Origin of the sequence: Burkholderia aenigmatica (assembly GCF_902499175.1) — a bacterium.
In the GTDB taxonomy this organism is placed as follows: domain Bacteria; phylum Pseudomonadota; class Gammaproteobacteria; order Burkholderiales; family Burkholderiaceae; genus Burkholderia; species Burkholderia aenigmatica.
Map to the genome: position 1 here is coordinate 110,281 of NZ_CABVQC010000003.1, position 23,630 is coordinate 133,910.

A 23,630-nucleotide genomic window follows, 5' to 3' on the forward strand; every position below is an offset into this window, starting at 1 on the left:
GCTCAGGCGTTTTCCAGCACGATGCCTTCGATGATGTTCGCGACATCCTCGAATTTGTCGGTAATGCGTTCGAGCAGGTCGTAGACGCCCTTCAGCTTGATGAGCGTCTTCACGTCGATGTCGTCGCGAAAGAGTTTCGATATCGCGGATCGCAGCACGCGGTCGGCACGGGTTTCGAGCGCGTCGATCTCTTCGCATGCCTTGAGGATCTCCGCCGACAGCTTCATGTCGGACAGCCGGTTCACCGCGATTTGCGCCTGCAGCGCCGCTTGCACGACGATGTCCGCGAGTTCGCTGGCTTCCTCGGTGACCGACTTCAGGTCGTAGACCACGACGGTGGTCGCGACGTCCTCCATCAGGTCGAGGATGTCGTCCATCGTCGTGACCAGCTTGTGGATCTCGTCGCGATCGAGCGGCGTGATGAAGGTCTTGTGCAGCAGGTCGATCGCCTCGTGCGCGAGCTTGTCGCCGGTTCGTTCGGTGGTCTGGACGTTGGCCATGGCCAGCTCGGCATCGTCGAGATTGTCGAGAAGCATCTGAACCTCGCACGCGGCCAGGACGATGTGCTGCGCATGCGTGTCGAAGAGGTCGAAAAACCGGTTTTCGACGGGGAGGAAGCGTCCAAGCATGGATTCTCCGGGGAAAAGGTGGGCGGAATGACGCGGGTCAGGCCGCGCACGGGCGGCACGGCATGCTGTTGCCGAACGCGACGTGCCGGCGCTCCGCGAGCGAGCGCAAGTCCAGCGGACGGTGGTTGACGATCGTGCTGGCGTGCCCGGCCGACAGGTCGGGATTGACGAAGTACATCAGCGACTTGCGCGGTGTGCGTGTGCGCGGGCGTTCGACGGCATGCTGCATCGCCGGCACTTCGCCGTCGGTGAGCGCTTCGAGCAGCGAGCCGGCCAGCACGATCATTTCGTCGGACCGCGGCAGCGCGGAAATCGGCGACGCATCCGGCAGCAGGATCAAGCCGGGTGCGGTCGGCCGGATGAACGACAGCAGGTGGCCGTCTTCGTGCGGATCCTGCAGATACGCGCGGTCGTGGCTGCCGTGATGCTGCTCGTACGCGCAGAGCTGCAGGTAGGAGCAGTGGCGGACCGGCGGCTGCGTCGCGCCGCCGAGGTTGTCGCATACCGCGTCGAGCAGATCCTGTGCGATCGCGCTGATGCAGGCTTCGTAGGCGGCCAACTCGCGGTAGAACGTGGACTTCACCAGCGGAAAGCCGCGATGCGCGTCGCGCCGCGCGACCCAGTAGCAGAATCGGTCGCACAGATCCGGCCGCTCGGGCGTATGCGAGTATTCGAGCCCGAACGGCAGGAAGCCGTCGGTCTGGTCCGGAAACGAGAACGCGAGCTTTTGCTTGCGATCCAGCTGGTCATAGGCTGCCGCGAGCCGGTCGAAATGCATGAGCAGTGCGTACGGCATCTTGAAGTAGACGTAGCTGTCGCGGATCAGCCGGCTGGCGTGGAGTTTCATACGGTTTTGCATGGTGTTCTCCCGGTACATCGGACATGGCGTGGTGCCGAACGACGGTCGTTGCCGCGTTGCCGGCACATGAGAAGGCGGGGCGTGGTGTGCGCGATCCGGTCGGCGTCATCGCGGAGCGCGTGACGGAACCGCGGCGGCTCGACGCACATGACGTATGAGGCGGCGACGCGGATGAGCGTCCTTGCGGCTGTCGTGGCCGAGCCGGTGTTGCCGGTGCGGCTGAGCGGAGATATCGAGTCGTGTCATGCGTGCTCCAGGCGCCGGGCGGCACACGGCGGGAGCGTCACGACGTCAACGACGGACGAACGCTTCCCGCCGCGCCGCGTCGGGCGCGATCGGCTGATAAGAGGCTGGGAGTCGGGTGTTTGCCGGCATGGCGTGCGAACGCGCGCCGGCGCAGCTTAATCGGCTAGGGTCGTCGTCCATTTCGAACTCCTGTCTATTTGTGCAACACGTGCGTGAACCTGGGCTGCGCACGCGCGAGCATGCGGCCGGACACGCGCACGCGACGCGGGTCACGTACGGACGCCGCCCAAGTGTCGAGCGGCGATTGAATTGTCGAGTACGGGAATTTCGGATCGACGGCACGCCGATCCTGAAAGACACCGCATCCTGCTATCCCGGGATGCGGCAGAAGACAAGGCTCTGCGAAGCTTCCTCAGGCGGCAGTCAGGTTGGTACAGGACCAACTACAACTCGCATCGGTAGGCACAGAAGCCTCCATGAATGAAAACGAGTGCGATGTTAAGAGGGAACCGCGCGGCGCGTCAATCGAAAACTTCGCATGCGTTTTACGCGGCTTCGCCGGCAGGTTGCCCAGGTGCGATCGGGGGCTGCCGGCGATGCGTCGAAACAATTTCGGGACAGCGGGCGGCGCCCGGCCGGCCGGTCCGGCGGAACGGCGTCACGCGGTTCGCCGGCGTCCGGCATCATGTCGGTTCAACGACGACGGCCGTGCCGTAGCAAATGACTTCGGTTACCCCCGACCCGATCTCGGTCGAGTCGTAGCGCATCGCGACGATCGCATTCGCGCCGAGCTTGCGCGCATCGGCGAGCATCTTGTCGAAGGCGTGCTGGCGGGCCTTCTCGCACAGCGACGTATAGAGCGTGATGTTGCCGCCGAAGATCGTCTGCAGCGATGCGCCGAACGAGCCGACGATCGAGCGCGAGCGCACGATGATGCCTTGCGCGACGCCGAGCGAGCGGACGGTCGTGTGGCCGGGCAGGTCGAAAGCCGTCGTGACGCGAGCGGGCGGCAGATCGTCGAAGGAGCGGCTGGTATCGGTCATGGCGGAACCTCGGTAGCGGAGTGGTCGAACGCCGATTCTATCCGGACGCGCGCACGAAGCTGGCGGTGAGCCTGTCGCGGCATCGCGAGGCAGCCGGTCAAACAATCGAGAGGTGGGCAGTGTTTAACGAATGTATCAACGCGTTCTGGCAGCAGAAGTTTTCGGGAGACCGATGCGTTCATGACGGCAACGATCTGCAGATCGCCGTCAGTTCCGCGCTCGACGACGAGCAGGGCATGATCCTCGTGCCGACCGACGGGAAAAACCGGATCGTCGTGCAGGAGAAAGTTGCGCACACGCTGGGCCTGGAAGAAACGGATGCGTGGACGATGGCCGCGTTCGTCGATCGCCTGTCGACCTCGGGCGGCGGATTGTGCGGCGCGGACAATCTTTTCTACTATCCCGCGCAGGCCCTGGCCGATCTGCAGAATCACGCGATTCCCGCGCCGGTCCGTGCGCTGACGCCGGCGGATCGACCGGCATTCGACGCATTCACCGCCGCGATGCCGGCGGAGGACTTCGATACGGCCAGCGTCGAACTCGACCATTGGCGCGTTTTCGGTGCATTCGAGCAGGATCGGCTGGTATGCGCGGGTAGCGTCTATGCGTGGTGGCATTCCTGCCTGGCCGACATGGGCGTGCTGACGCTGCCCGAATTCAGGGGCAACGGCCACGCGCGCGGCGTCGTGCGCGCGATGAGTGTCGCGGCCTGTCGCGAGGGGCTGGAGCCGCAGTACCGGTGCCAGCTCGACAATCCGGCTTCCGCGGCAGTTGCGCGGGCGGTGGGCATGCTTCTTTACGGGACGCTGGACGAGATCATCTGAATCTGACCGGCGCCGCCGGGAAGGAAGCACATAAAGCCGCCTCCTTCCCGGCTGCACGCCGTCAGGGCTTCACAGCGGTGCCGCCATCGCCACCGAGATCGACCGCGTAGGCCAGCGCCAGCTTGCCGAACTTCAACGCGTGATTTGCCTGCCGATCCGAATTCTCCAGCGTGTCGTTCACGGTATGGATATACGGACTGTCGTTCTGGTCGGCCTCGAACGGGAACGACGCCGGATACCCTTGCGCATTCCACGACGCGTGATCCGAGCACGCATACCCGCACTGCGACGTGCCGATCGCGAGTTCCGGCAGGTAGGTCTTCGCCAGATTCGTCAGGTAGGTGTTCTGCGACGCGTTCGTGTAGTCGGTGATCAGGTAGATATCCTTCGGATCGCCCTTGTAGTTCGTCATGTCGAGCTGCAGCACGCCGATCACGTTCGCATTCTGCGCACGGAACTGCTTCGCGATCGCTTTCGAGCCGAGCAGGCCGGCTTCCTCGGCCGCGTACCCGACGAACTTGATCGTCCGCTTCGGCCGGTAGTTGTTCGCCAGCAGCACGCGAAGCGCTTCGGTGAGGCTGGCGATACCCGACGCATCGTCGTCCGCGCCGGGCGAGCGCGTGTTCTCCGTCGTGCGGCCGACCGTCGAATCGAGGTGGCCGCCCAGCACGATGGTGCCCGCGGCCGGATCGCTGCCACGGATCGTCAGGATCACGGATTTCTGCGGAAAGCCCGCGTGTGCAAATTGTTCGACGGCGATGTCGGCGCGTGAACCGGCCAGCTGCTTCCACTGCAACGCGAGCCAGTCCGATGCGGCGACGCCGTGCGACGTCGTGTAGTAGCGGTTCGTGAAGCCGGACAGCGACGTGATCGTGCCGACGATGTTGCTGGCCTGCAGTTGCTGGATCCACGTGCCGATCTGCGGCGCGTTCGAGACCTTGTACACGGAGGCAGCGGCCTGCTTCGCGAGCGTCGGCGGCAACGGCTGCAGTGCCTGGCGTGCTTCGTCGAACGCGTCGTGCACGACATAGCCGGGCCCGTGGCCGCGCGTATGGTGGACGGCGTGGGCCAGCTCGCCGAGCCGTGAGTCGTCGATCTCGACGACGTGGACGGTTTCGCGGCGCGCGGCGCCGTCGGCCGTCTTGCCGGCATCGAGCGTCGTACTGTATTGCGCGGTGGCGCTCGCGTCGATGCGTTGCAACTGGCGGAACGCCGCGTCGCCGAGCGTGATCCACACCGGCGTCGCGTGCGCGGTGGCGGCGGTCAGCAGCATGCCGCCGAGCGCGGCGCTCAGGCGGGTCAGTTTCAGAGTAGGCATGTTCGATCTCGTGAGGATGGCGATGTCGAGGAAGAGGGCGTGCCGCAGGTCGTGCGATGCGCCCCCGCCTGCTGCGGAATTACGACTTCTTCGGCACGGTCACGCCGTATGTGCAACTCTGGTTGTACGCATTGCCGATCGCGGTGAGCTGCGCGCTGCTGTAGCCCAGCGCGGACGCAGCCGTCAGCACGGCCTGCGCGGCAGCCTTCTGGTTGGTCGAGCCGTTGGTCATCGACAACCCCTTCAGGAACGCCTTGTCCATCGCCTGCGCACCGATCGCGTCGCGCGCGACGAGGTTGCACGAGGCCCAGTACTGGCCGGCCGTATGGATCTCCGCGCCGCGCGCCTGCGCATAGGTGCGCCCGACGTTCCAGTTGGTCACGCGGCCGCCCCAGAACTCGTTGTGGCCGTCCCAGTTGTAGACCCAGTGATACTGCGCATCGGACGGGCTCCACTGGTTGAAGTCACGGCTGTACGCGGCGGCGAGATAGTCGCCGGTGCCTTCCGACAGCCCTTCCTGCTGTGACAGGCCGCCGTTCGTCACCCAGTCGTGGATGCCGTGCCCGAGCTCGTGGATCACGACGTCCGCGTCCTCCGCATCGTCGACGCCGCCTTGCCCGAAGGTCAGACGGCCGCTGCTCGACGAATACGACGAGTTGTCGTCGCCGGATTCGCCGTGCGGGTCGTACTGCACGCCGCCCGTGTACTGGTACGGCATCGCCTTGATGCCGAGCGTCTGGTTCACGTAACGCAGGAACGAGTCGATGTGGTAGTACGCGTTCACGGCCTCGAAATACAGGTTGCCGCGCGTGAATTCGAACGCGGGCGTCGACTGCACGGGGCACGCGTTGTCGAGCGGCGCATCGAAATCGACGCATACCGCGTACGGGCCCGACAGCGAGTAACGCGTGCCCGACTGCGCGAGATCCTTCAAGGTCACGCGCGCGCGTGCGGCGGTGAGCTGCGACGAGTCGGCGTCGTTGTTGTCCTTGTAGCCCGTGCTGCCGTAGCTGCTTTTGGTCGGCGACAGCGGGTCGGGCCGGAACACGAAGCCCGTGCCGTCGGTCGCGTAGAACGCCTTGTCCTCGGCGCGCAGCACGTCGCCGCTGCCCGAGTCGATCAGCAGTTCCCAGTCGCCTTTCGGGCCGTCGTTCGGGCGGCCGCGCACTTTCCACGCGGTATGGGTGCCGGTCTTGTCGACGAAGGCGACGAGCTGCGCATCCAGGTTCGTGAAGCCGCTCACGCCGAGATACGCGCGGGCGCGGTCGAGCGCCTGTTGCCGGTCGACGGCCTGTGACTTTCGCGAGGTCGCGACCACGCCGTTGATCGTGTTGCTCGCGACGTACAGGATGCGGCCGTCCTTCGCGACCGTCACCGCGATATCGCTGCCGTACACGGGCAATCCGGCTGCCTGCTGCTGCAGGCGCACGACGGTGAAATCGGCATCGCTGCGCTCCGACGTGACGACGAGGCTCGCGAGCGCGGTCGCGTCGAGCCCGAGCTGCGTGGCCTGCGATGCGACGAAGTCGCGTGCGGTAGCAGCGGGCGTCGTGGCGGTTTTCTTCGCGCGATACGCGGGGGCGTACAGCGTGACGGCGACGCCGTCCGCGCGGAACTGCCCGGCGGCCGTATCGGCCTTGGCGGCCGGCGGCGCGACGCCGCGTGTCAGGCTTTCGCGCAGGCTCGTTGCTTGCGGATTCGACACTTTCGTATCGGCCGCGGTGCCGCCGACGATGCCGAAACCGAGCGCGAGACCCAGGGCGAGCGGCAGTGCTTTGCGTGATGTCTGCATACGTGATCCTCATCTCAACGGTTGGACACGCCCGCGCGTTCGTGGCGCGCAGGCACGACACGGCCCGCGCGCCGGCTCGATGGAACCGGTGCGGCGAAGCGGTGTTGGGGGTGTCGACTGACTAAGTAGCCCTAAATGTCAGGTCGAAAAGAAACAGGCGGGCGAAGAGGGGGAGAAACAGGCCGAGAAGCGCGCGAAGAAGCGAACGGCAGGCAGGTGCGGAGACGGCGAATCGAGCATCGTCATGTCATACCCCTCGGATCGAATCGATATCGGTTGGCAGCCTGCGGCGCTCGACATGCGTCGAGATGCAGCACGCATGTCGTTAGGCTGCCTATCTAACTTTTTTTGGTATGTTACAGAACATTTTCAGCGACATTCCAATTTATTTTCGATGACCGCTTCAGTCCGTCGATCAATCACCGGCATTGTTCAGCGAGCGTCGGGAAACGCTGCCGGAACGCGCAATACCGCGCCGGATTGTGCTTGAAACCCGTGACGATCAGCGCGTCGCACGCCGGTCGCTACGCGGGCTCAAGCCGAATCGCGCGCGATACGTGCGCGAGAAATGCGACGGCGATTCGAACCCGCACGCGACGCATACCGAGGTGATGCTCATGTCGGTCTGCTGCAGCAGTTCACGTGCGCGATCGAGGCGCAGGTTCAGGTAGAAATGCGTCGGCGTGTCGTTCAGCGTCGCGCTGAACAGCCGTTCGAGCTGGCGCCGCGTGATCGATACTTCCTGCGCGAGCGCATCGGAGCCGAGCGGGTTTTCCATGTGCCGCTGCATCGTGCCGATCACCTGGATCAGCTTGCGGTTGTGCACGCCGTAGCGCGCGGCAATCTCGAGCCGCTGGCTGTCCGAGCGCTGCCGGATCCGGCTGACGACGAACTGCTCGGAGATCGCCGCCGCGAGATCGGCGCCGTGCCGCCGCCCGATCAGGTCGAGCATCATGTCGATCGACGCGGTGCCGCCCGCGCACGTGATGCGCCGCTCGTCAATCTCGAACAGCTCCTGCGTCGCGTTCAGGCCGGGGTAGCGTTCACGGAACGCGGCCAGCGCTTCCCAGTGCAGCGTGAGCGGCTGCGACGCGTCGAACAGCCCGGCTTCCGCAAGTACGAAGCTGCCGGTGTCGATGCCGCCGAGCGTTGCACCATGACGGTGCTGGCGGCGCAGCCAGTCGCCGATCGCGCGCGTATAGCACGTCAGGGGATCGAAGCCTGCGACGACGAACACCGTGTCGACCTTGTCGACCTCCGCGCACGCGGCTTCGGCGGCGACCGGAATGCCGTTGCTCGCGGCGACGGGCGCGCCGTCGGCGCTGATCACGTGCCAGCGATAGAGCTCGGTGCGAAAACGGTTCGCGACGCGCAGCGGTTCGACCGCGGACATGAAGCCGAGCGCGGAGAAGCCGGGCAGCAGCAGGAAGTGGAAATCCTCGGGCATCGGGGCAGGGGATGGAATCCGGTGGTCGTCACGCATCGCACGGGGCGGCGAGCGGTCGGGTATGCGTTGCGGCCGGCTCGCGCGCGCCGAACGGTCAGCGGGAGATTATCGCGGGTTTTGCGCGGCGTCAGCGCGTTTTTGCACCGCACACGGAACGGCGCGCGGTGGTCGACGGCAACTCGCCGAACTGCGCCTTGTACGCGTTCGCGAAATGGCCGAGATGGATGAAGCCCCAGCGCGCGGCTACGTCGCTGATCGGCAGGTCGGCCTGCCGCGTATCGAGCAGCATGCGCCGCACTTGCGACAGGCGCAGCGAGCGCACGTAGTGCAGCGGGCTGGTCTGCACGACCGACTGGAAACTGTTCTGCATCGTGCGCCGGCTCACGCGCAATTGCGCGCACAGGCTCAGCACGTCGACCGGTGCTTCTGGATGGTCGATCACGTAGTCGTGCACGCGGCGCACGATGTCGGCGCGGCAGGCGTGCGTGAGACGGTTCGACGGTTCGGGAATCCGGCAGGTGAGGAGATCGACGAGCACGTTGCCGATCTCGCCGCGCAGTTCACGCTGCGCGCGTGCGTCGCGGTACGTATCGGGTGCCGACAGCACGCGCTCGAGTTGCGTGGCGATCTGCACACTCGCGCGCATCAGCACGGCGTTGGGCATGTCGACGATCCCGCGCCGCAACGTGGCTTCGTCGAGGTGGACGTCGGCCGCATCCTCGACCTGCTGCATCAGTTCGCCATCGGCGACGACGCCGATCAGCGACATGTCGTCGGGCGAATGCAGCTCGAACGGCGCACCGCCGCGCGCCATCACCATCGTGCCGTGTTCGATGCGCACGCCGCCGAATGCGAACGCACCCGAGCCGGTGAGCGGCATGCCGAACACCGTATGGTCGTGCGGCAATCGTCCGCGCTGGATGATGCGAACGTTGGCGGCTTCCTGGAACAGCTGCATGCCGTCCAGCACCGCATGCTTGATCGCGCTGCGATACGGGCCGGAGCCGATCTGGTCGTAACGCTGGTTCCAGCCGCGTAGCGCCTCGGCATGCCGGTCCGCGTTGTCGAACCTCTCGTGAAACACGAACACAGCGCCTCCAGGTGCATCGATCAGGATCGCGCAAGATTAAACCGACCGTGCGGTCGGCGCAATAAGGGGGAGCGCTATTCCGGGCACATTCGTCAGAGGGTCGGAAGCCGCCAGCCGGCGTGGCTTTCAGGCGGTTTTCCAATATCCCGAATCGGCACGCACGCGGTGCCGGTCCGGGTGCTGACCGGATTTATTGTCGAACTACAGTCGCCCCACATCACGTGATTCCCCAACTGGAGGCGACATGAGAACAAGGCGACGAACCGCGGTGCTCGCGGCGACGCTGGCGTTCGCGGCGACATGGATCGGCAGCGCGAACGCGACGGAACAACCGGAGGAACTGGTCGTGCAGAAGATGCCGCCGTGGCATCCGCACGAGGTCTATATCGTCGACATCTCGATGCCGTCGATGACCGACGGGCGCATCTACGCGTACGACGCCGATGCGAAGAAGCTGCTCGGCCAGATCGACGGCGGCTTCGGCCCCGGCTTCGCAATTTCGCCTGATCACCGGACCAGCTTCGTCGCGACGACCTACTTTTCGCGCGGCTCGCACGGCACGCGCACCGACGTGGTCGAGATGACCGACAACACGACGCTCGATCACGCAGGCGAGATCGTGATTCCGGCGAAGCATGCGCAGCATGTGCCGTCGCCGTACAACACGGCGTTCAGCGCGGACGGCAAGCGGCTGTACGTCGCGAACATCACGCCGGCCGCATCGGTGACGGTGATCGACGCCGTGTCGAAGAAGGTGCTGTCGGAAATCGACACGGCGGCCTGCGTGCTCGCCTATCCGTCGGGCAACGATCGCTTCACCGCGCTGTGCGAAAGCGGCAAGGCGCTGACCGTCACGCTCGATGCGAACGGCAAGGAAACGAAGCGTGCGATGTCGGAGGCGTTCATCGACGTCGACCAGGATCCGGCGTTCGTGAACGCGTCGCGCTACAAGGGCGGCTACCTGTTCACGACCTACGGCGGCAACGTGCGCAGTGCGGATTTCAGCGGCGACAAGCCGGTATTCGGCAAGACGTGGCCGCTGCTGACGGACGCCGAGCGCGCCGAAGGCTGGCGCCCGGGCGGCATGCAGCAGACCGCCGTGCAGGCCAGGCAGAACCGCTACTACGTGCTGATGCACAAGGGCGGCGATGGCTCGCACAAGGATCCCGGCACGCAGGTGTGGGTGGTTGACCTGAAGTCGAAACAGCGCATCGCGCGCTGGGATCTCGCGCAGCAGAAGATCGATCCGCTCGTGTCGATCCAGGTCAGCGAGGACGACAAGCCGCTGTTCTACGGACTGACGGCGACGTCCGACCTCGTCGTGATGGATGCGCGCACGGGCAAGCTGCAGCACGTCGAGAAGCAGATCGGCAATACGTCGTCGCTGCTCGTCAACCCGTGAGGCCGCGATGACACTCGATCCCGTCCTTGCCACCAGCGCGCAGGCCGGCGCTGCCGTCGTCGTGCTGCTCGGTGCCGTCGCGAAGATGCGCCGGCCCGCCGCGTTCAGCCAGGCGCTGGCCGGCTACCGGCTGCTGCCCGACGCGTTGACCGCGCCCGTCGCGTTCGCGATTCCGCTCGCGGAAGTCGTCGTCGCCGCGGCGCTGCTGTTTCCCGATACGCGCACAGCCGGCTCGCTCGGCCTGATCGCGTTGCTGCTGGCGTTCGCCGCCGCGATTGCGATCAATCTCCTGCGCGGCCACACCGACATCGACTGCGGCTGTTCCGGCTTCGCGGCCGCGCGCACGGATGCACCGCGCGGCATCGGCTGGCTGCATGTCGGGCGCGCACTGCTGCTCGCCGCGCTGGCCGCGACCGCACTCGTCGAACCGGGCACACGCGCGGTCGTGTGGTTCGACTACGTGACGCTGTTCTTCTCCGTGCTGCTGATCGTCTGCGCGCTGCTCACCGTCGACGTGCTGCTCGCCAACGACCCGCGCCTTTCCCACCTGAGGAATTCATGATGCAAACCGCTCTCACCGTTTCCACCGCCCTGCTGTGGGTGGCCGTCCTCGCGCTCGGCGCGATCTGTCTCGCGCTCGTGCGCCAGATCGGCATCCTGTACGAACGCATCATGCCGGCCGGCGCACTGATGATCGACAAGGGGCCGGCAGTCGGCGCGATCGCGCCGACCTTCGAACTGACCGACATTCGCGGCTCTCAGGTGAAAGTCGGCGGCTTCGATGCGTCGGGCAAGGCGACGCTGCTGTTCTTCCTGTCGCCGACGTGCCCCGTCTGCAAGAAGCTGCTGCCGCTGCTGCCCTCGCTGCAGGCGAGCGAAGCGACGCCGGTGAACATCGTGCTCGCGAGCGACGGCGAGGTCGACGAACACACGCGCTTCGCGCGCAAGCACGATCTCGGGCGCTTCCCGTACGTGCTGTCGCAGGAGCTCGGCCTCGCATACCAGATCGGCAAGCTGCCGTATGCGGTGCTGCTCGATGAGACCGGCACGGTGCGCGCGAAGGGGCTCGTCAACACGCGCGAGCATCTCGAGAGCCTGTTCGAAGCGAAGGAGCGCGGTGTCGCATCGCTGCAGCAGTTCGTGCATGGCGATCACAGCCACGACCACGACGCGCACGCGCAGCACGCATGACCGGCCGACCCTCTTTCAACGTCAAGGGAGAACAACGACATGGGCCTGTTTGATTCATGGTTCGAGCGGTCGGCGCGCGGCGTCGCGCAGCACAGTTCGCGGCGCAGCGCGATGGCGAAGCTCGGCAAGGTGCTGGTGGGGTCGGCGATGCTGCCGCTGCTGCCGGTCGATCGCACCGCGTATGCGGCCGATGCGGCGTCAGGCGCGTCGGGCGGCGCCGCAACGGGGGCAAGCGATGACCCGACGAGCTGCGACTACTGGAAATACTGCGCGATCGACGGCTGGCTGTGCAGTTGCTGCGGCGGCACGTCGAGCAGTTGCCCGCCGGGCACGACGCCTTCGCCGATCACTTGGATCGGCACGTGCCGCAACCCGCACGACGGTTCGGACTACATCGTGTCGTACAACGATTGCTGCGGCAAGACGTCGTGCGGAAAGTGCTTCTGCAACCGCAACGAGCGCGAGAAGCCGCTGTACAAGCTGTCGTTGAACAACGACATCAACTGGTGCATGGCCAACGGTAATTCGAACTATCACTGTTCGGTTTCGGTTCTGCTGGGAGCGGCAAAGCAATGAAAGGGAAGCAAGCTGGAAAAATCGCCGTCGCATGCATGACGGTCGTGGCGGGCTTCGCGTTGGCTGGCGCGGCCGGCGCGCAGGAAACCGTGCATTACCCGGCCGGCAAGAGCATGTTCGACGCGCAGTGCGCGGTGTGCCACCAGGCGGGCGGCAAGGGGCAGGACGGCCTCGCGCCGCCGCTGACCGAGTATCCGGGCAAGTACGCGACGGCCGAGGCGGGGCGCGCGCAACTGGTCGCGACGCTGCTGCACGGGATGTTCGGCGAGATCAAGGTGCACGACAAGCACTACAACTTCAAGATGCCGTCGTTTGCGAGCGCGAGCGACGACGACATCGCGCACGTGCTCAACTACGTCGTGTTCGATCTCAACGCGCAGCATGGCGACGCTAAGCCGTTCACGGCGGCCGATATCCGAGCGGCGCGCGCGAAGGCGATGGACGGCACGGCCGTGCATGCGCAACGTGAAGTCGTCGTCAAGGGGCTCGGCCTGTGAACGTCGCCCCCGCGTTCAGCGTTTGCGACGCCGCGCCGCGCACGCGGTGCGCGGTGTCGTCGTGGCTCGGCAGTGTGTCGTGTCGTCTGTCGTCGCTGCTGATGCTGGCGGGCGCGGCCGTCAGTGTGGCCGCGGCACCTGCGCACGCCGAAGGCCCGGCGGACGCGGCGCTCGCGCGCCAGCACTGGGTGCTCAACTGCATGGGCTGCCACACGGCGACGGGTGGCGGTATCCCCGGCAAGGTACCGCCGCTCGCGAACTCGCTCGGTTATTTCACGCATCTGCCGGCCGGGCGCGAGTACGTGATGCGCGTGCCCGGCGCGTCGAACTCGGCGCTGTCGGACCAGGATCTGGCCGACGTGCTCAACTGGGTACTCACGACCCTGAACCGCGACGCGCTGCCGCGCGACTTCAAGCCTTATACGGCCGCCGAAGTCGCCGCGCACCGCCGTCCCGCCTTTTCCGACGTCGCGACCGTGCGCGCCGGCCTCGTTCGCGCGTTGCAGGCACGCGGGATCGACGGCGTCGCCGATCGCTACTGACCGACCCATTCAGGAAATCGAGGAAGATCGAAGATGGAGACAAACGACAATTTCCCGCTGCTCGACGCCACGCGTGCGTTTCTCGCGAAGCCGAAGAAGATGCTGATCGGCGCCGAGTGGCGCGATGCGGCGTCGGGCTGCTGGCTCGACGTCGTGAACCCGGCCGACGGAACCGTGCTTGCACGCGTGCCCGAAGCGGATGAGCATGACGTGCAGCAAGCTGTAGCAGCCGCGCGGCGCGCATTCGACGCGGGGCCATGGCGTACCGCGAAGACCACCGACCGCGAGCGACTGCTGCTGGCGCTCGCCGACCTGGTCGAAGCGAATGCGCGCGAGCTGGCCGAGATCGAGTCGCTCGACAACGGCAAGCCCGTGATGGTGGCGCAGGGGCTCGATGTCGCGATGGCCGCGCAGTGCTTCCGCTACATGGCCGGCTGGGCGACGAAGATCGAAGGCAGCGTGATCGACGCGGGCATGCCGTATATGCCGGACAGCGAGATCTTCACCTATACGCGCAAGGAACCCGTCGGCGTGGTCGGCGCGATCATTCCGTGGAATTTTCCGCTGCTGATGGCCGCGTGGAAGCTCGCGCCGGCATTGGCCACGGGCTGCACCGTGGTGTTGAAACCCGCGGAAGATACGCCGCTCAGCGCGTTGCGGCTCGGCGAGCTGATTCAGTCGGCCGGCTTTCCGGACGGCGTCGTCAATATCGTCACCGGCTACGGTCACACGGCCGGCGCCGCGCTGTCGCGCGATCCGCGCATCGACAAGATCGCGTTCACGGGCTCGACGCAGACGGGCAAGACGATCGGCCATGCGGCGCTCGACAACATGACGCGGATGTCGCTCGAACTCGGCGGCAAGTCGCCGGTGATCGTGCTGCCCGACGTCGATCGCGACAAGGCCGCGCTGGGCGTGGCGAACGCGATCTTCTTCAACCAGGGGCAGGTGTGCACGGCCGGGTCGCGTGCATACATCCATGCGAAGGTGTTCGACGACGTGATCGAGCGGGTCGCGAAGATCGCCGCGAGCCTGAAGATCGGCCCGGGGATGGATCCGTCGACGCAGATCGGCCCGCTCGTCTCGGCGAAGCAGCGCCAGCGCGTGTGCGGCTATATCGACTCGGGCTTCGGCGAGGGCGCTCGCGCCGCCGTGGGTGGCCGCGCGATCGACGGCCCTGGTTTCTTCGTCGAACCGACCGTGCTGGTCGATACGACACAGGCGATGCGCGTCGTGCGCGAGGAGATCTTCGGGCCGGTGCTCGTCGCGATGCCGTTCGACGACGTCGAGACGGCCGTGCAACTCGCCAACGACACGCCTTACGGTCTCGGCGCGAGTATCTGGTCGAACGACCTGTCTGCGATTCACAAGCTGATTCCGCGTATCGCGGCCGGCACGGTATGGGTCAACTGCCACTCGCTGCTCGACAACGCGATGCCGTTCGGCGGGATGAAGCAGTCGGGCTTCGGTCGCGAACTGGGGCGGGCGGTGATCGACCAGTACACGGAAAGCAAATCGGTGATGATGAACTACGCATGAGCGTAGTGGCGGGTGCGTGCGTTGCCGCTACGTCGGCCGCGCACGCATGCGGACAGGCGCGCATTCCGATTCCGGCATGCGCCGCGACACGGATACGACGTATCAGGGGGAGACGACCGATGAAGGATCTGACGACGCCGCGCAGGATCGCGGCGGCGGTGGCGGCGCTCGCCGTCACGCAGGGGGCGCATGCGTTGAGCAGCGTCACGCTGTATGGCGATGTGGACGCCGGCATCACGGTCACGAACAACCAGCAGACGACGGGCGCCGATGGTGCGGTACGCGGCGGCCGCAACGTTCAGGTGACGGGCGGCAACCTCGCGCCGCCGCGCATCGGCCTGACCGGCAACGAGGATCTCGGCGGCGGCACGGCTGTCGCGTTCAAGCTGGAGAACAGCTTCTGGATGAACAACGGCAGTCTCCTGCAGGCCGGCACGCTGTTCAACCAGAACGCATGGATCGCGTTGGCCAACGATCGCTACGGCACGCTGACGATCGGCCGCCAGTTCGACTCCTACACGACGACGCTCGCGCCGTATGCGTCGAGCATTCCGTGGGCCACGCTGTACGGCGCGCATATCGGCGACGTCGACAACCTCAATGCGGCGCTGAACCTGAACAGTGCGGTGCAGTACACGAGCCCCACCGTGGCGGGGTTTGCGTTCAGCGGCACGTTTTCGTTCGGTGGCGTCGCCGGGGATTTTTCGCGGCAACGCAGCTGGGCGCTGGCGGCGAGCTACAACCACGCACCGTTCTCGTTCGGCGTCGGCGTGCTCGACCTGAATCATCCGCTCGATGCGGCGCTGGGCGGCGCGCAAGCTTATATCGGCGATTTCGCGTGTTCGAATCCGGCAGCCATGTATTGCCAGCTGCAGAACGCGCGCTCGCTGAGGGCGATCGGCGCGGGCGGGTCGTATGCGATCGGGCCGGCGACGGTCGGCGTCGTCTATACGCATACGACGCTCGACGACAGCCTGTACTTCGCCGATACCACGCATCCGCATGGCGCCGACGCACGCTTCGACATCGTCGAGGTCAACGCGACTTTCTCCGTCACGCCGGCGCTTACGCTGGGCGCCGCGTATATCTACAACGCGATGAAGACCGACGCGAACGGTTCGCCGAAGTTTCATCAGGCGAACCTGGGCATGACCTACAACCTGTCGAAGCAGACGACGCTCTATACGGTCGGCATCTTCCAGCAGGCGGCGGGGCACGGCATCGGCACCGATCCCGTGACGGGTGGGGCGGCGAACTACGCGCAGATTCCGAATCTGCCGAACTCGACCAGCCGTCGGCAATTGGCGGTGACGGCCGGGTTGAAGCACAACTTCTGATCGGGCGCGGACGCGTCAAGCGCGAACCAGCACCACCCCGAGAATGAGGCACGCCGCGCCGGCCATGCGGATCGGGCCGGCCGAATGCTGCTGGATGCCGAGCACGCCGAAGTGGTCGAACGCGAGCGCGCCGGTCATCTGCCCGACGACGATCAGCGCGAGCGTCGTCGCGGCGCCCAGTCGCGGCACCATCAGGATCGCGATGCCCACGAACAGCGCGCCGAACAATCCGCCGGTCCAGCTGAACCACGACCCGGCGCCGGTGACGGTACCGCTCAGGCGCGGATGCGGGGACAGGAGCGCGACGGCGAGCATCGCGGCCAGGCCGACGAGGTAGCTGACCGAGCCGGCCCACCACGGCGAGCCGAGCTGCGCGCGGAGGTTGGCGTTGAGCACCTGTTGCAATGCCACGCTGACACCGGCGGCAACGACCAGCAGATAGGACAGGAGAGTAGTCACGACGAGGGCGGCTCCGGCGAGGTGGCGGTGACGGTGGGTCCGGCACGGCAGGCTTCCATTCTGGGAAGCGCAACGGTATAACGCAAATATCAAATCGGGCGCTTATCCATCTCTTTTCGGCATGCCATCGCTGAGGCAAATCCAGTATTTCCTGACCGTGGCCGATCTCGGCGGCTTCACGCCGGCGGCAGGCGCGCTTCACGTCGCGCAGTCGGCGCTCAGCCGGCAGATCGGTCAACTGGAAGACGAACTGGGGTTCCTGCTGTTCGACCGTGAGCCGAGGGGGGTGCGGCTCACGCCGGCCGGCGCGATCTATCGCGACCGCGTGGCGTCGATTCCGGCAACGCTGACCGCCGCGGCCGACGAGGGCGCGCAGTTGTCGCGCGGCGAGGCGGGCGTATTGCGGCTCCTGCATTCCAGCACCGTTCCCGTCGGCAGCCTGATGCCGGTGCTCGGGCGCTTCATGAGCGCGTGTCCGGGCGCGCGGATCGATCTCGACCGCGCATCGTCCGAGGATCAAGTCCTGGAGATCGCGAACGGCAACGCCGATATCGGGATCGTTCGTTTGCCGCTGCTGCGCCGCGATCCGCGCGTGCGCTTCGTCGAGCTCGCGGCCGAGCGTTTGTGCGTGGCGGTGCCGGCCGAGCATCCGCTGGCCGGCCGCAAGCGCACGGCGATCTCGCGGCTGCGGCACGAGCCGTTCGTATCGGCCGTGTATCGGGAGCGTGGCGGGCTCGCGCGCGTCGTGATCGATCTTTGCCTGAAGCGGGGATTCGTCCCGGCTGCCGCCCGGATCGTGTCGCCGAAGACGTCGATGCTGAATCTCGTCGCGGCCGGACATGGCGTGGCGATCGTGCCGGAACGGATGGCGAGCCTCGGGATCGACGGGGTCGTCTTCGTGCCGATTGGAGATGAAGACGCAAGGTCGGTTTGCGCGCTGGTGGTGCCGGTCGAGCCGACGGTGCTGGCGGATGTGTTCGTGCGGGTGGTCGCGGAAAGTACGCAGGTCGATGGTTGACGAGCACGCCGCGCGCGATTGCGCCGGATAAAAAAAACGCCAACCCCGAAGGGTTGGCGTTTCGCCTGGAGATGACCGGTATCAGAACTGGTTCATCGTGTTGTCCTTGCCCGCCGCCTTCAGCGCTGCGTCGCCGCTGAAGTATTCCTTGTGATCGTCACCGATGTCCGAGCCGGACATGTTCTGGTGCTTCACGCAGGCGATACCCTGGCGGATTTCCTTGCGCTGCACGCCGGCCACGTAGCCGAGCATGCCCTGGTCGCCGAAGTATTCCTTGGCCAGGTTGTCGGTCGACAGCGCGGCGGTGTGGTACGTCGGCAGCGTAATCAGGTGATGGAAGATGCCTGCTTCACGCGATGCGTCGGCCTGGAACGTACGGATCTTCTCGTCGGCCAGCTTGGCCAGTTCCGTCTCGTCGTATTCCACGCTCATCAGCTGCGCACGGTCGTAGGCCGACACGTCCTTGCCTGCTGCCTTCAGCGTGTCGTACGCCTGCTGACGGAAGTTCAGCGTCCAGTTGAACGACGGGCTGTTGTTGTACACCAGCTTCGCGTTCGGGATGACCTTGCGGATCTCGCTGACCATGCCGCCGATCTGTGCGATATGCGGTTTTTCGGTTTCGATCCACAGCAGGTCGGCGCCGTTCTGCAGCGACGTGATGCAGTCGAGCACGCAGCGTGCTTCGCCCGTACCGGCGCGGAACTGGAACAGGTTGCTCGGCAGGCGCTTCGGACGCAGCAGCTTGCCGTCGCGCTTGATGACGACGTCACCGTTGCCCAGTGCATCGGCCGACAGTTCTTCGCAGTCGAGGAACGCGTTGTACTGGTCGCCCAGGTCGCCCGGCGTGTTGGTCACGGCGATCTGCTTGGTCAGGCCGGCGCCCAGCGAGTCGGTACGGGCCACGATGATGCCGTCGTCCACGCCCAGTTCCAGGAACGCGTAGCGGATCGCGCGGATCTTCGCGAGGAAGTCCTCGTGCGGCACGGTGACCTTGCCGTCCTGGTGGCCGCACTGCTTCTCGTCCGACACCTGGTTTTCGATCTGGATGCAGCAGGCGCCTGCTTCGATGAACTGCTTGGCCAGCAGGTACGTGGCTTCCGCGTTGCCGAAACCAGCGTCGATGTCGGCGATGATCGGCACGACGTGCGTGACGTGGTTGTCGATCTTGTCCTGGATCGCGGCCTTCGCGGTAGCGTCCGTGGCGGCGTCGAGTTCGCGGAACAGGCCGCCGAGTTCACGAGCGTCGGCCTGGCGCAGGAACGTGTACAGCTCGCGGATCAGCGCGCTGACCGAGGTCTTTTCGTGCATCGACTGGTCCGGCAGCGGGCCGAACTCGGAGCGCAGCGCAGCGACCATCCAGCCCGACAGGTACAGGTAGCGGCGTTCGGTGCTGTTGAAGTGCTTCTTGATCGAGATCATCTTCTGCTGGCCGATGAAGCCGTGCCAGCAACCCAGCGACTGCGTGTACTTGGCCGGATCGGCGTCGTAGGCGGCCATGTCGGCACGCATGATCTTGGCGGTGTACTTGGCGATGTCCAGGCCCGTCTTGAACTTGTTCTGGGCACGCATGCGGGCGGCGTACTCGGGGCTGATCGCATTCCACGCGCTGCCGTGGTTTTCTTTCAAACCGGCAACTGCCTTGATGTCGTCTTGATACTGGGCCATGTCAATCTCCTGAGAGCAAAGCGCGTTTGGGTAACTGGTTGAGCGTGCCCGCTACGTCTGTCGAAGCGAACTGCATGGGATAAATAGTAACGCCGCCCGTTGAGCTTTTGGCAATGTCTTATATAAGACATAAGACATTATTTTTTCTTGTTTTTCAATGAGATACGTTGCGATTTTTGCAATGCAAAACAAGTTTTCAAGCGACGAAAAGGCGGCGGCGCGGGAATTCGACGTAGATTCCGCAATACGAAACGCGCTTTCGGCTGCTGGAGGCCGGGCCAGCTTCACACGCGCCCATGACACCCGTTCGTCGGTGCGGCGCGCGCGCCACGGGCCCGACGCCGCATCGGCACGCCGTCCCTGCCCGGCAGAAGGGAATATGTCGCGCCGCATGTGGACAAGCTGAATCCGTCTTTCATTCCCATGAAAACCCCGTCCATCAAGCCTCTCAAGAAACCTAGTGGTTTCCACTCATAGTCGCAAATAGTCAAGAACAGGTCGCCGCCGGTCTTCTCGCGGCCAATATGGCTCGTTACTTTTACTCCCACGATGCAGGCCGGGCACACCCCGCGCACCGGCTGCCGCGAGTCCAACCGGGAGGAACCGAACCATGAAGTCGACGAAGATCGCCGCGCTTGCCGCGGCCGTGCTGGCGACCGGCGCGTTCACGCAGGCGGCGCTGGCCGAAACGGATGCCGCGACGTGCCGTACCGTGCGTTTCGCGGATATCGGCTGGACCGACATCACGTCGACCACGGCGCTCGCGTCGACCGTGTTCGAGGCGCTCGGCTACAAGCCGACCACGACGATCGCGTCGGTGCCGATCTCGTTCGCCGGCCTGAAGAGCAAGCAGCTCGACGTGTCGCTCGGCTACTGGTGGCCCGTGCAGCAGAAGCAGCTCCAGCCGTTCCTCGACAACAAGTCGATCAACGTCGTCGAACCGCCGAACCTGTCGGGCGCGAAGGCGACGCTCGCGGTGCCGAGCTACGAATACCAGGCCGGCCTGAAGACCTTCGAGGACATCGCGAAGCACCGCGCGGAACTCGACGGCAAGATCTACGGGATCGAGCCGGGCAGCAGCGCGAACGCGACGATCCAGAAAATGATCGACACGAACCAGTACGGGCTCGGCGGCTTCAAGCTGGTCGAATCGAGCGAGGCCGGGATGCTGGTGACGGTCGAGCGTGCGATCCGCGAGAAGAAGTGGGTCGTCTTCCTCGGCTGGGAACCGCATCCGATGAACATCCAGCTCAGCATGAACTATCTCTCTGGCGGCGATGCATCGTTCGGGCCGAATTACGGCGAAGCGCGTGTGTACACGCTGACGGCGCCCGACTTCATTTCACGCTGCCCGAACGCCGGCAAGCTCGTCACGAACCTGCGCTTCTCGACGCAGCTCGAGAACCAGCTGATGCAGTCGGTGATGAACAAGACGAAACCGGCCGATGCCGCGAAGGCGTACCTGAAGAAGAACCCGCAGGTGCTCGATCCGTGGCTCGCGGGCGTCAAGACGTTCGACGGCAAGGACGGGCTGCCGGCCGTGAAGGCATATCTCGGCCTGTGACAGCTTGCGCGCCGCACCCGGCGCGCCCTGACGAAACATCCGCATTGCGACACAACCTGATTCAAGCGAGGCAACCAGCATGAACCATGAAGTCATCATCACCTGCGCGGTCACCGGCGCGGGCGATACGGTCGGCAAGCATCCGGCGATTCCGGTCACGCCGAAGGAGATCGCGGCCGCCGCGATCGAGGCCGCGAAGGCCGGTGCGACGGTGGCGCATTGCCACGTGCGCGACCCGCAGACGGGGCGCGGCAGCCGCGACCCGAACCTGTACCGCGAAGTGGTCGACCGCATCCGCTCGGCCGACGTCGACGTGATCATCAACCTGACGGCCGGCATGGGCGGCGATCTCGAGATCGGCCCGGGCGAGGACCCGATGCGTTTCGGCAAGGGCACCGACCTGGTCGGCGGCCTCACGCGTCTCGCGCACGTCGAGGAGCTGCTGCCCGAGATCTGCACGCTCGATTGCGGCACGCTGAATTTCGGCGACGGCGACTATATCTACGTGTCGACGCCCGCGCAGCTGCGCGCCGGCGCGAAGCGCATCCAGGAACTCGGCGTGAAGCCGGAGCTGGAGATCTTCGACACGGGCCATCTGTGGTTCGCGAAGCAACTGCTGAAGGAAGGGCTGCTCGACGATCCGCCGCTGTTCCAGCTGTGCCTCGGCATCCCGTGGGGGGCGCCGGCCGACACGGGCACGATGAAGGCGATGGTCGACAACCTGCCGCCGGGCGCGCACTGGGCCGGCTTCGGGATCGGCCGCATGCAGATGCCGATGGTCGCGCAGGCGATGCTGCTCGGCGGTCACGTGCGCGTCGGCCTCGAAGACAACATCTGGCTCGATCGTGGCGTGCATGCGACCAACGGCACGCTCGTCGAGCGCGCGAGAGAGATCGTCGAACGGCTCGGCGGCCGCGTGCTGACGCCGGCCGAAGGCCGCCGCAAGCTCGGCTTGCCGGCACGCGGCGAGCGTCCGCTCGATCGCCGTGCGATCGCCGAGTTCGCGTGAGCGGTTTCGCCGACTGATTGACATGACGCGGCGGTACGCACAGGCGCGGCCGCCCACCGATTTCCCCTGATTTGAAGGATGCGTTGACATGGCTGTGAAGACCGACATCAAGACGTTCGCCGCCATCGGCACCGGCGTGATCGGCAGCGGATGGATTTCCCGCGCGCTCGCGCACGGTCTCGACGTGGTCGTCTGGGACCCGGCACCGGGCGCGGAAGAACGGCTGCGCGCGAACGTCGCGAACGCGTGGCCCGCGCTCGAACGCGTCGGCCTAGCACCGGGCGCCGATCCTGCACGGCTGCGTTTCGTATCGACGATCGAGGCATGCGTCGCCGATGCGGATTTCATCCAGGAAAGCGCGCCCGAGCGCGAGGCGCTGAAGCTCGAACTGCACGAGCAGATCAGCCGCGCGGCGAAGCCCGACGCGATCATCGCGTCGTCGACGTCGGGTTTGCTGCCGACGGATTTCTACGCGCGGGCGACGCATCCGGAGCGCTGCGTGGTCGGCCATCCGTTCAATCCCGTCTACTTGCTGCCGCTCGTCGAGGTGCTCGGCGGCGCGCGCACGTCGCCGGAAGCGGTCGAAGGCGCGATGGAGATCTATCGCAAGCTCGGCATGCGGCCGCTGCACGTGCGCAAGGAAGTGCCGGGCTTCATCGCCGATCGTCTGCTCGAAGCGTTGTGGCGCGAGGCGCTGCACCTCGTCAACGAAGGCGTCGCGACGACCGGTGAGATCGACGACGCGATCCGCTTCGGCGCGGGCATCCGCTGGTCGTTCATGGGCACGTTCCTGACCTACACGCTCGCCGGCGGCGACGCGGGCATGCGACACTTCATGCAGCAGTTCGGCCCCGCGCTCGAACTGCCGTGGACGAAGCTGGTCGCACCCACGCTCACCGATGCGTTGATCGACAGCGTCGTCGAAGGCACGACCGAACAGCAGGGCACGCGCAGCATCAAGGAACTCGAACGCTATCGCGACGAGTGCATCACCGAGGTGCTGAAGTCGATCGCCGCGGTGAAGGCGCGGCACGGTATGCGATTCGAAGACTGAGGACGAGAGACGATGACGGGCGATACCCCGCTGACGATATACCGCGACGTCGTGCGACCCGAATGGGTCGACTACAACGGCCATCTGCGCGATGCGTTTTACCTGCTGATTTTCAGCTTCGCGACCGATGCGCTGCTGGATCGCATCGGCCTCGATGACGCCGCGCGTCGCGAGCGGGGCCGCTCGGTCTACACGCTCGAAGCGCATGTGAACTACCTGCAAGAGATCAAGGAGGGCACGCAGGTGCGCGTCGACGCGCGTGTGCTTGCGCACGACGCGAAGCGGCTGCACCTGTATCTCGAACTGTTCGCGGCCGGGCATGACGGCGCGGTGTCGGCGAGCGAGCAGATGCTGCTGCACGTCGATACGCGCGACGGCACGAAGTCGGCGCCGTTCGACGACGACGTGGCCGCACGTGTGGCCGAGCTGCATGCGTTGCAGCACGATTGCGCGGCACCCGCGTATGCGGGCCGCGTGATCGGGCTGCCGCCGCGCCGCTAGCCGGCGCGAACCTTCGACCGCGGAGCGC

General features: G+C 65.8%; 23 protein-coding genes. 14 read left to right on the plus strand and 9 right to left on the minus strand.

Annotated elements, in window-relative coordinates; all coding sequences use genetic code 11:
- Positions 1–2 precede the first annotated feature (2 nt).
- The 3 genes from BDO18943_RS03420 to BDO18943_RS03430 all read right to left on the minus strand — a co-directional run bounded on the left by BDO18943_RS03420 (position 3) and on the right by BDO18943_RS03430 (position 2,777).
- Positions 3–629: a DUF47 domain-containing protein gene (locus BDO18943_RS03420; protein ID WP_175021224.1), complete on the minus strand. Its 627-nt coding sequence runs from the start codon at positions 627–629 to the stop codon at positions 3–5.
- Positions 630–666: 37 nt separating this feature from the next.
- Positions 667–1,476: a 2OG-Fe(II) oxygenase family protein gene (locus BDO18943_RS03425; protein WP_175021225.1), complete on the minus strand. Its 810-nt coding sequence runs from the start codon at positions 1,474–1,476 to the stop codon at positions 667–669.
- 941 nt (positions 1,477–2,417) lie between these two features.
- Positions 2,418–2,777 (minus strand): YbjQ family protein, encoded by a 360-nt coding sequence (locus BDO18943_RS03430; protein WP_175021226.1) that lies wholly within the window; start codon positions 2,775–2,777, stop codon positions 2,418–2,420.
- 119 nt (positions 2,778–2,896) lie between these two features.
- Here BDO18943_RS03430 and BDO18943_RS03435 point away from each other — a divergent pair, with 119 nt between their 5' ends.
- Complete coding sequence (locus tag BDO18943_RS03435; RefSeq protein WP_175021227.1) at positions 2,897–3,601, plus strand: GNAT family N-acetyltransferase; 705 nt, start codon at positions 2,897–2,899, stop codon at positions 3,599–3,601.
- A 61-nt stretch (positions 3,602–3,662) separates the two neighbouring features.
- Here BDO18943_RS03435 and BDO18943_RS03440 read toward each other — a convergent pair whose 3' ends face one another.
- The 4 genes from BDO18943_RS03440 to BDO18943_RS03455 form a co-directional block, all read right to left on the minus strand.
- Positions 3,663–4,919 (minus strand): M20/M25/M40 family metallo-hydrolase, encoded by a 1,257-nt coding sequence (locus tag BDO18943_RS03440; protein ID WP_175021228.1) that lies wholly within the window; start codon positions 4,917–4,919, stop codon positions 3,663–3,665.
- 79 nt (positions 4,920–4,998) lie between these two features.
- Entirely contained in the window at positions 4,999–6,711 is a 1,713-nt protein-coding gene (locus BDO18943_RS03445; RefSeq protein WP_175021229.1) for a M36 family metallopeptidase, read from the minus strand.
- 502 nt (positions 6,712–7,213) lie between these two features.
- The gene (locus BDO18943_RS03450; RefSeq protein WP_043180401.1) at positions 7,214–8,158 is read right to left on the minus strand and encodes a GlxA family transcriptional regulator; all 945 of its coding nucleotides are present in this window, start codon (positions 8,156–8,158) and stop codon (positions 7,214–7,216) included.
- Between the two features lie 127 nt (positions 8,159–8,285).
- Positions 8,286–9,248, minus strand: a complete 963-nt coding sequence (locus tag BDO18943_RS03455; protein ID WP_175021230.1) for a helix-turn-helix domain-containing protein — start codon at positions 9,246–9,248, stop codon at positions 8,286–8,288.
- Between the two features lie 244 nt (positions 9,249–9,492).
- Here BDO18943_RS03455 and BDO18943_RS03460 point away from each other — a divergent pair, with 244 nt between their 5' ends.
- From BDO18943_RS03460 to BDO18943_RS03495, 8 genes are all read left to right on the plus strand, one after another.
- A complete protein-coding gene (locus BDO18943_RS03460) occupies positions 9,493–10,650 on the plus strand; it encodes an amine dehydrogenase large subunit (protein ID WP_175021231.1) in 1,158 nt (385 codons plus the stop codon).
- Between the two features lie 7 nt (positions 10,651–10,657).
- Entirely contained in the window at positions 10,658–11,212 is a 555-nt protein-coding gene (locus tag BDO18943_RS03465) for a MauE/DoxX family redox-associated membrane protein (protein ID WP_175021232.1), read from the plus strand.
- Positions 11,209–11,841 (plus strand): methylamine dehydrogenase accessory protein MauD, encoded by a 633-nt coding sequence (gene mauD, locus BDO18943_RS03470; protein ID WP_122947823.1) that lies wholly within the window; start codon positions 11,209–11,211, stop codon positions 11,839–11,841. The genes BDO18943_RS03465 and mauD overlap by 4 nt, the downstream gene beginning before the upstream one ends.
- 39 nt (positions 11,842–11,880) lie before the next feature.
- Positions 11,881–12,417: a methylamine dehydrogenase light chain gene (locus BDO18943_RS03475; RefSeq protein ID WP_175021233.1), complete on the plus strand. Its 537-nt coding sequence runs from the start codon at positions 11,881–11,883 to the stop codon at positions 12,415–12,417.
- Positions 12,414–12,914 (plus strand): c-type cytochrome, encoded by a 501-nt coding sequence (locus BDO18943_RS03480; RefSeq protein WP_175021234.1) that lies wholly within the window; start codon positions 12,414–12,416, stop codon positions 12,912–12,914. The genes BDO18943_RS03475 and BDO18943_RS03480 overlap by 4 nt, the downstream gene beginning before the upstream one ends.
- Positions 12,915–13,015: 101 nt before the next feature.
- Positions 13,016–13,456: a c-type cytochrome gene (locus tag BDO18943_RS03485; protein ID WP_235995798.1), complete on the plus strand. Its 441-nt coding sequence runs from the start codon at positions 13,016–13,018 to the stop codon at positions 13,454–13,456.
- 33 nt (positions 13,457–13,489) lie between these two features.
- Positions 13,490–14,995, plus strand: a complete 1,506-nt coding sequence (locus tag BDO18943_RS03490) for an aldehyde dehydrogenase family protein (RefSeq protein ID WP_175021235.1) — start codon at positions 13,490–13,492, stop codon at positions 14,993–14,995.
- Positions 14,996–15,114: 119 nt separating this feature from the next.
- Positions 15,115–16,332, plus strand: a complete 1,218-nt coding sequence (locus tag BDO18943_RS03495) for a porin (RefSeq protein ID WP_175021236.1) — start codon at positions 15,115–15,117, stop codon at positions 16,330–16,332.
- Positions 16,333–16,347: 15 nt separating this feature from the next.
- Here BDO18943_RS03495 and BDO18943_RS03500 read toward each other — a convergent pair whose 3' ends face one another.
- On the minus strand, positions 16,348–16,791 hold the full coding sequence (locus tag BDO18943_RS03500; protein ID WP_175021237.1) for a DMT family transporter: 444 nt from the start codon (positions 16,789–16,791) through the stop codon (positions 16,348–16,350).
- Between the two features lie 121 nt (positions 16,792–16,912).
- On the opposite strand from BDO18943_RS03500, the gene BDO18943_RS03505 reads away from it, so the two are divergent.
- Positions 16,913–17,809, plus strand: coding sequence for a LysR family transcriptional regulator (locus BDO18943_RS03505; RefSeq protein ID WP_175021238.1), 897 nt, complete (start codon positions 16,913–16,915; stop codon positions 17,807–17,809).
- 81 nt (positions 17,810–17,890) lie between these two features.
- On the opposite strand, the gene BDO18943_RS03510 is transcribed toward BDO18943_RS03505, so the two are convergent.
- On the minus strand, positions 17,891–19,474 hold the full coding sequence (locus tag BDO18943_RS03510; RefSeq protein ID WP_175021239.1) for an isocitrate lyase: 1,584 nt from the start codon (positions 19,472–19,474) through the stop codon (positions 17,891–17,893).
- A gap of 610 nt (positions 19,475–20,084) precedes the next feature.
- On the opposite strand from BDO18943_RS03510, the gene BDO18943_RS03515 reads away from it, so the two are divergent.
- The 4 genes from BDO18943_RS03515 to BDO18943_RS03530 all read left to right on the plus strand — a co-directional run bounded on the left by BDO18943_RS03515 (position 20,085) and on the right by BDO18943_RS03530 (position 23,602).
- Positions 20,085–21,038 carry a choline ABC transporter substrate-binding protein gene (locus BDO18943_RS03515; RefSeq protein WP_175021240.1) on the plus strand — a complete coding sequence of 318 codons (954 nt, stop codon included), beginning with the start codon at positions 20,085–20,087 and terminating at the stop codon, positions 21,036–21,038.
- A 79-nt stretch (positions 21,039–21,117) separates the two neighbouring features.
- Positions 21,118–22,047: a BKACE family enzyme gene (locus BDO18943_RS03520; RefSeq protein WP_175021241.1), complete on the plus strand. Its 930-nt coding sequence runs from the start codon at positions 21,118–21,120 to the stop codon at positions 22,045–22,047.
- An 88-nt stretch (positions 22,048–22,135) separates the two neighbouring features.
- A complete protein-coding gene (locus tag BDO18943_RS03525) occupies positions 22,136–23,101 on the plus strand; it encodes an L-carnitine dehydrogenase (RefSeq protein ID WP_011354221.1) in 966 nt (321 codons plus the stop codon).
- Between the two features lie 12 nt (positions 23,102–23,113).
- Positions 23,114–23,602, plus strand: a complete 489-nt coding sequence (locus BDO18943_RS03530) for a thioesterase family protein (protein WP_175021242.1) — start codon at positions 23,114–23,116, stop codon at positions 23,600–23,602.
- Positions 23,603–23,630: the final 28 nt, after the last annotated feature.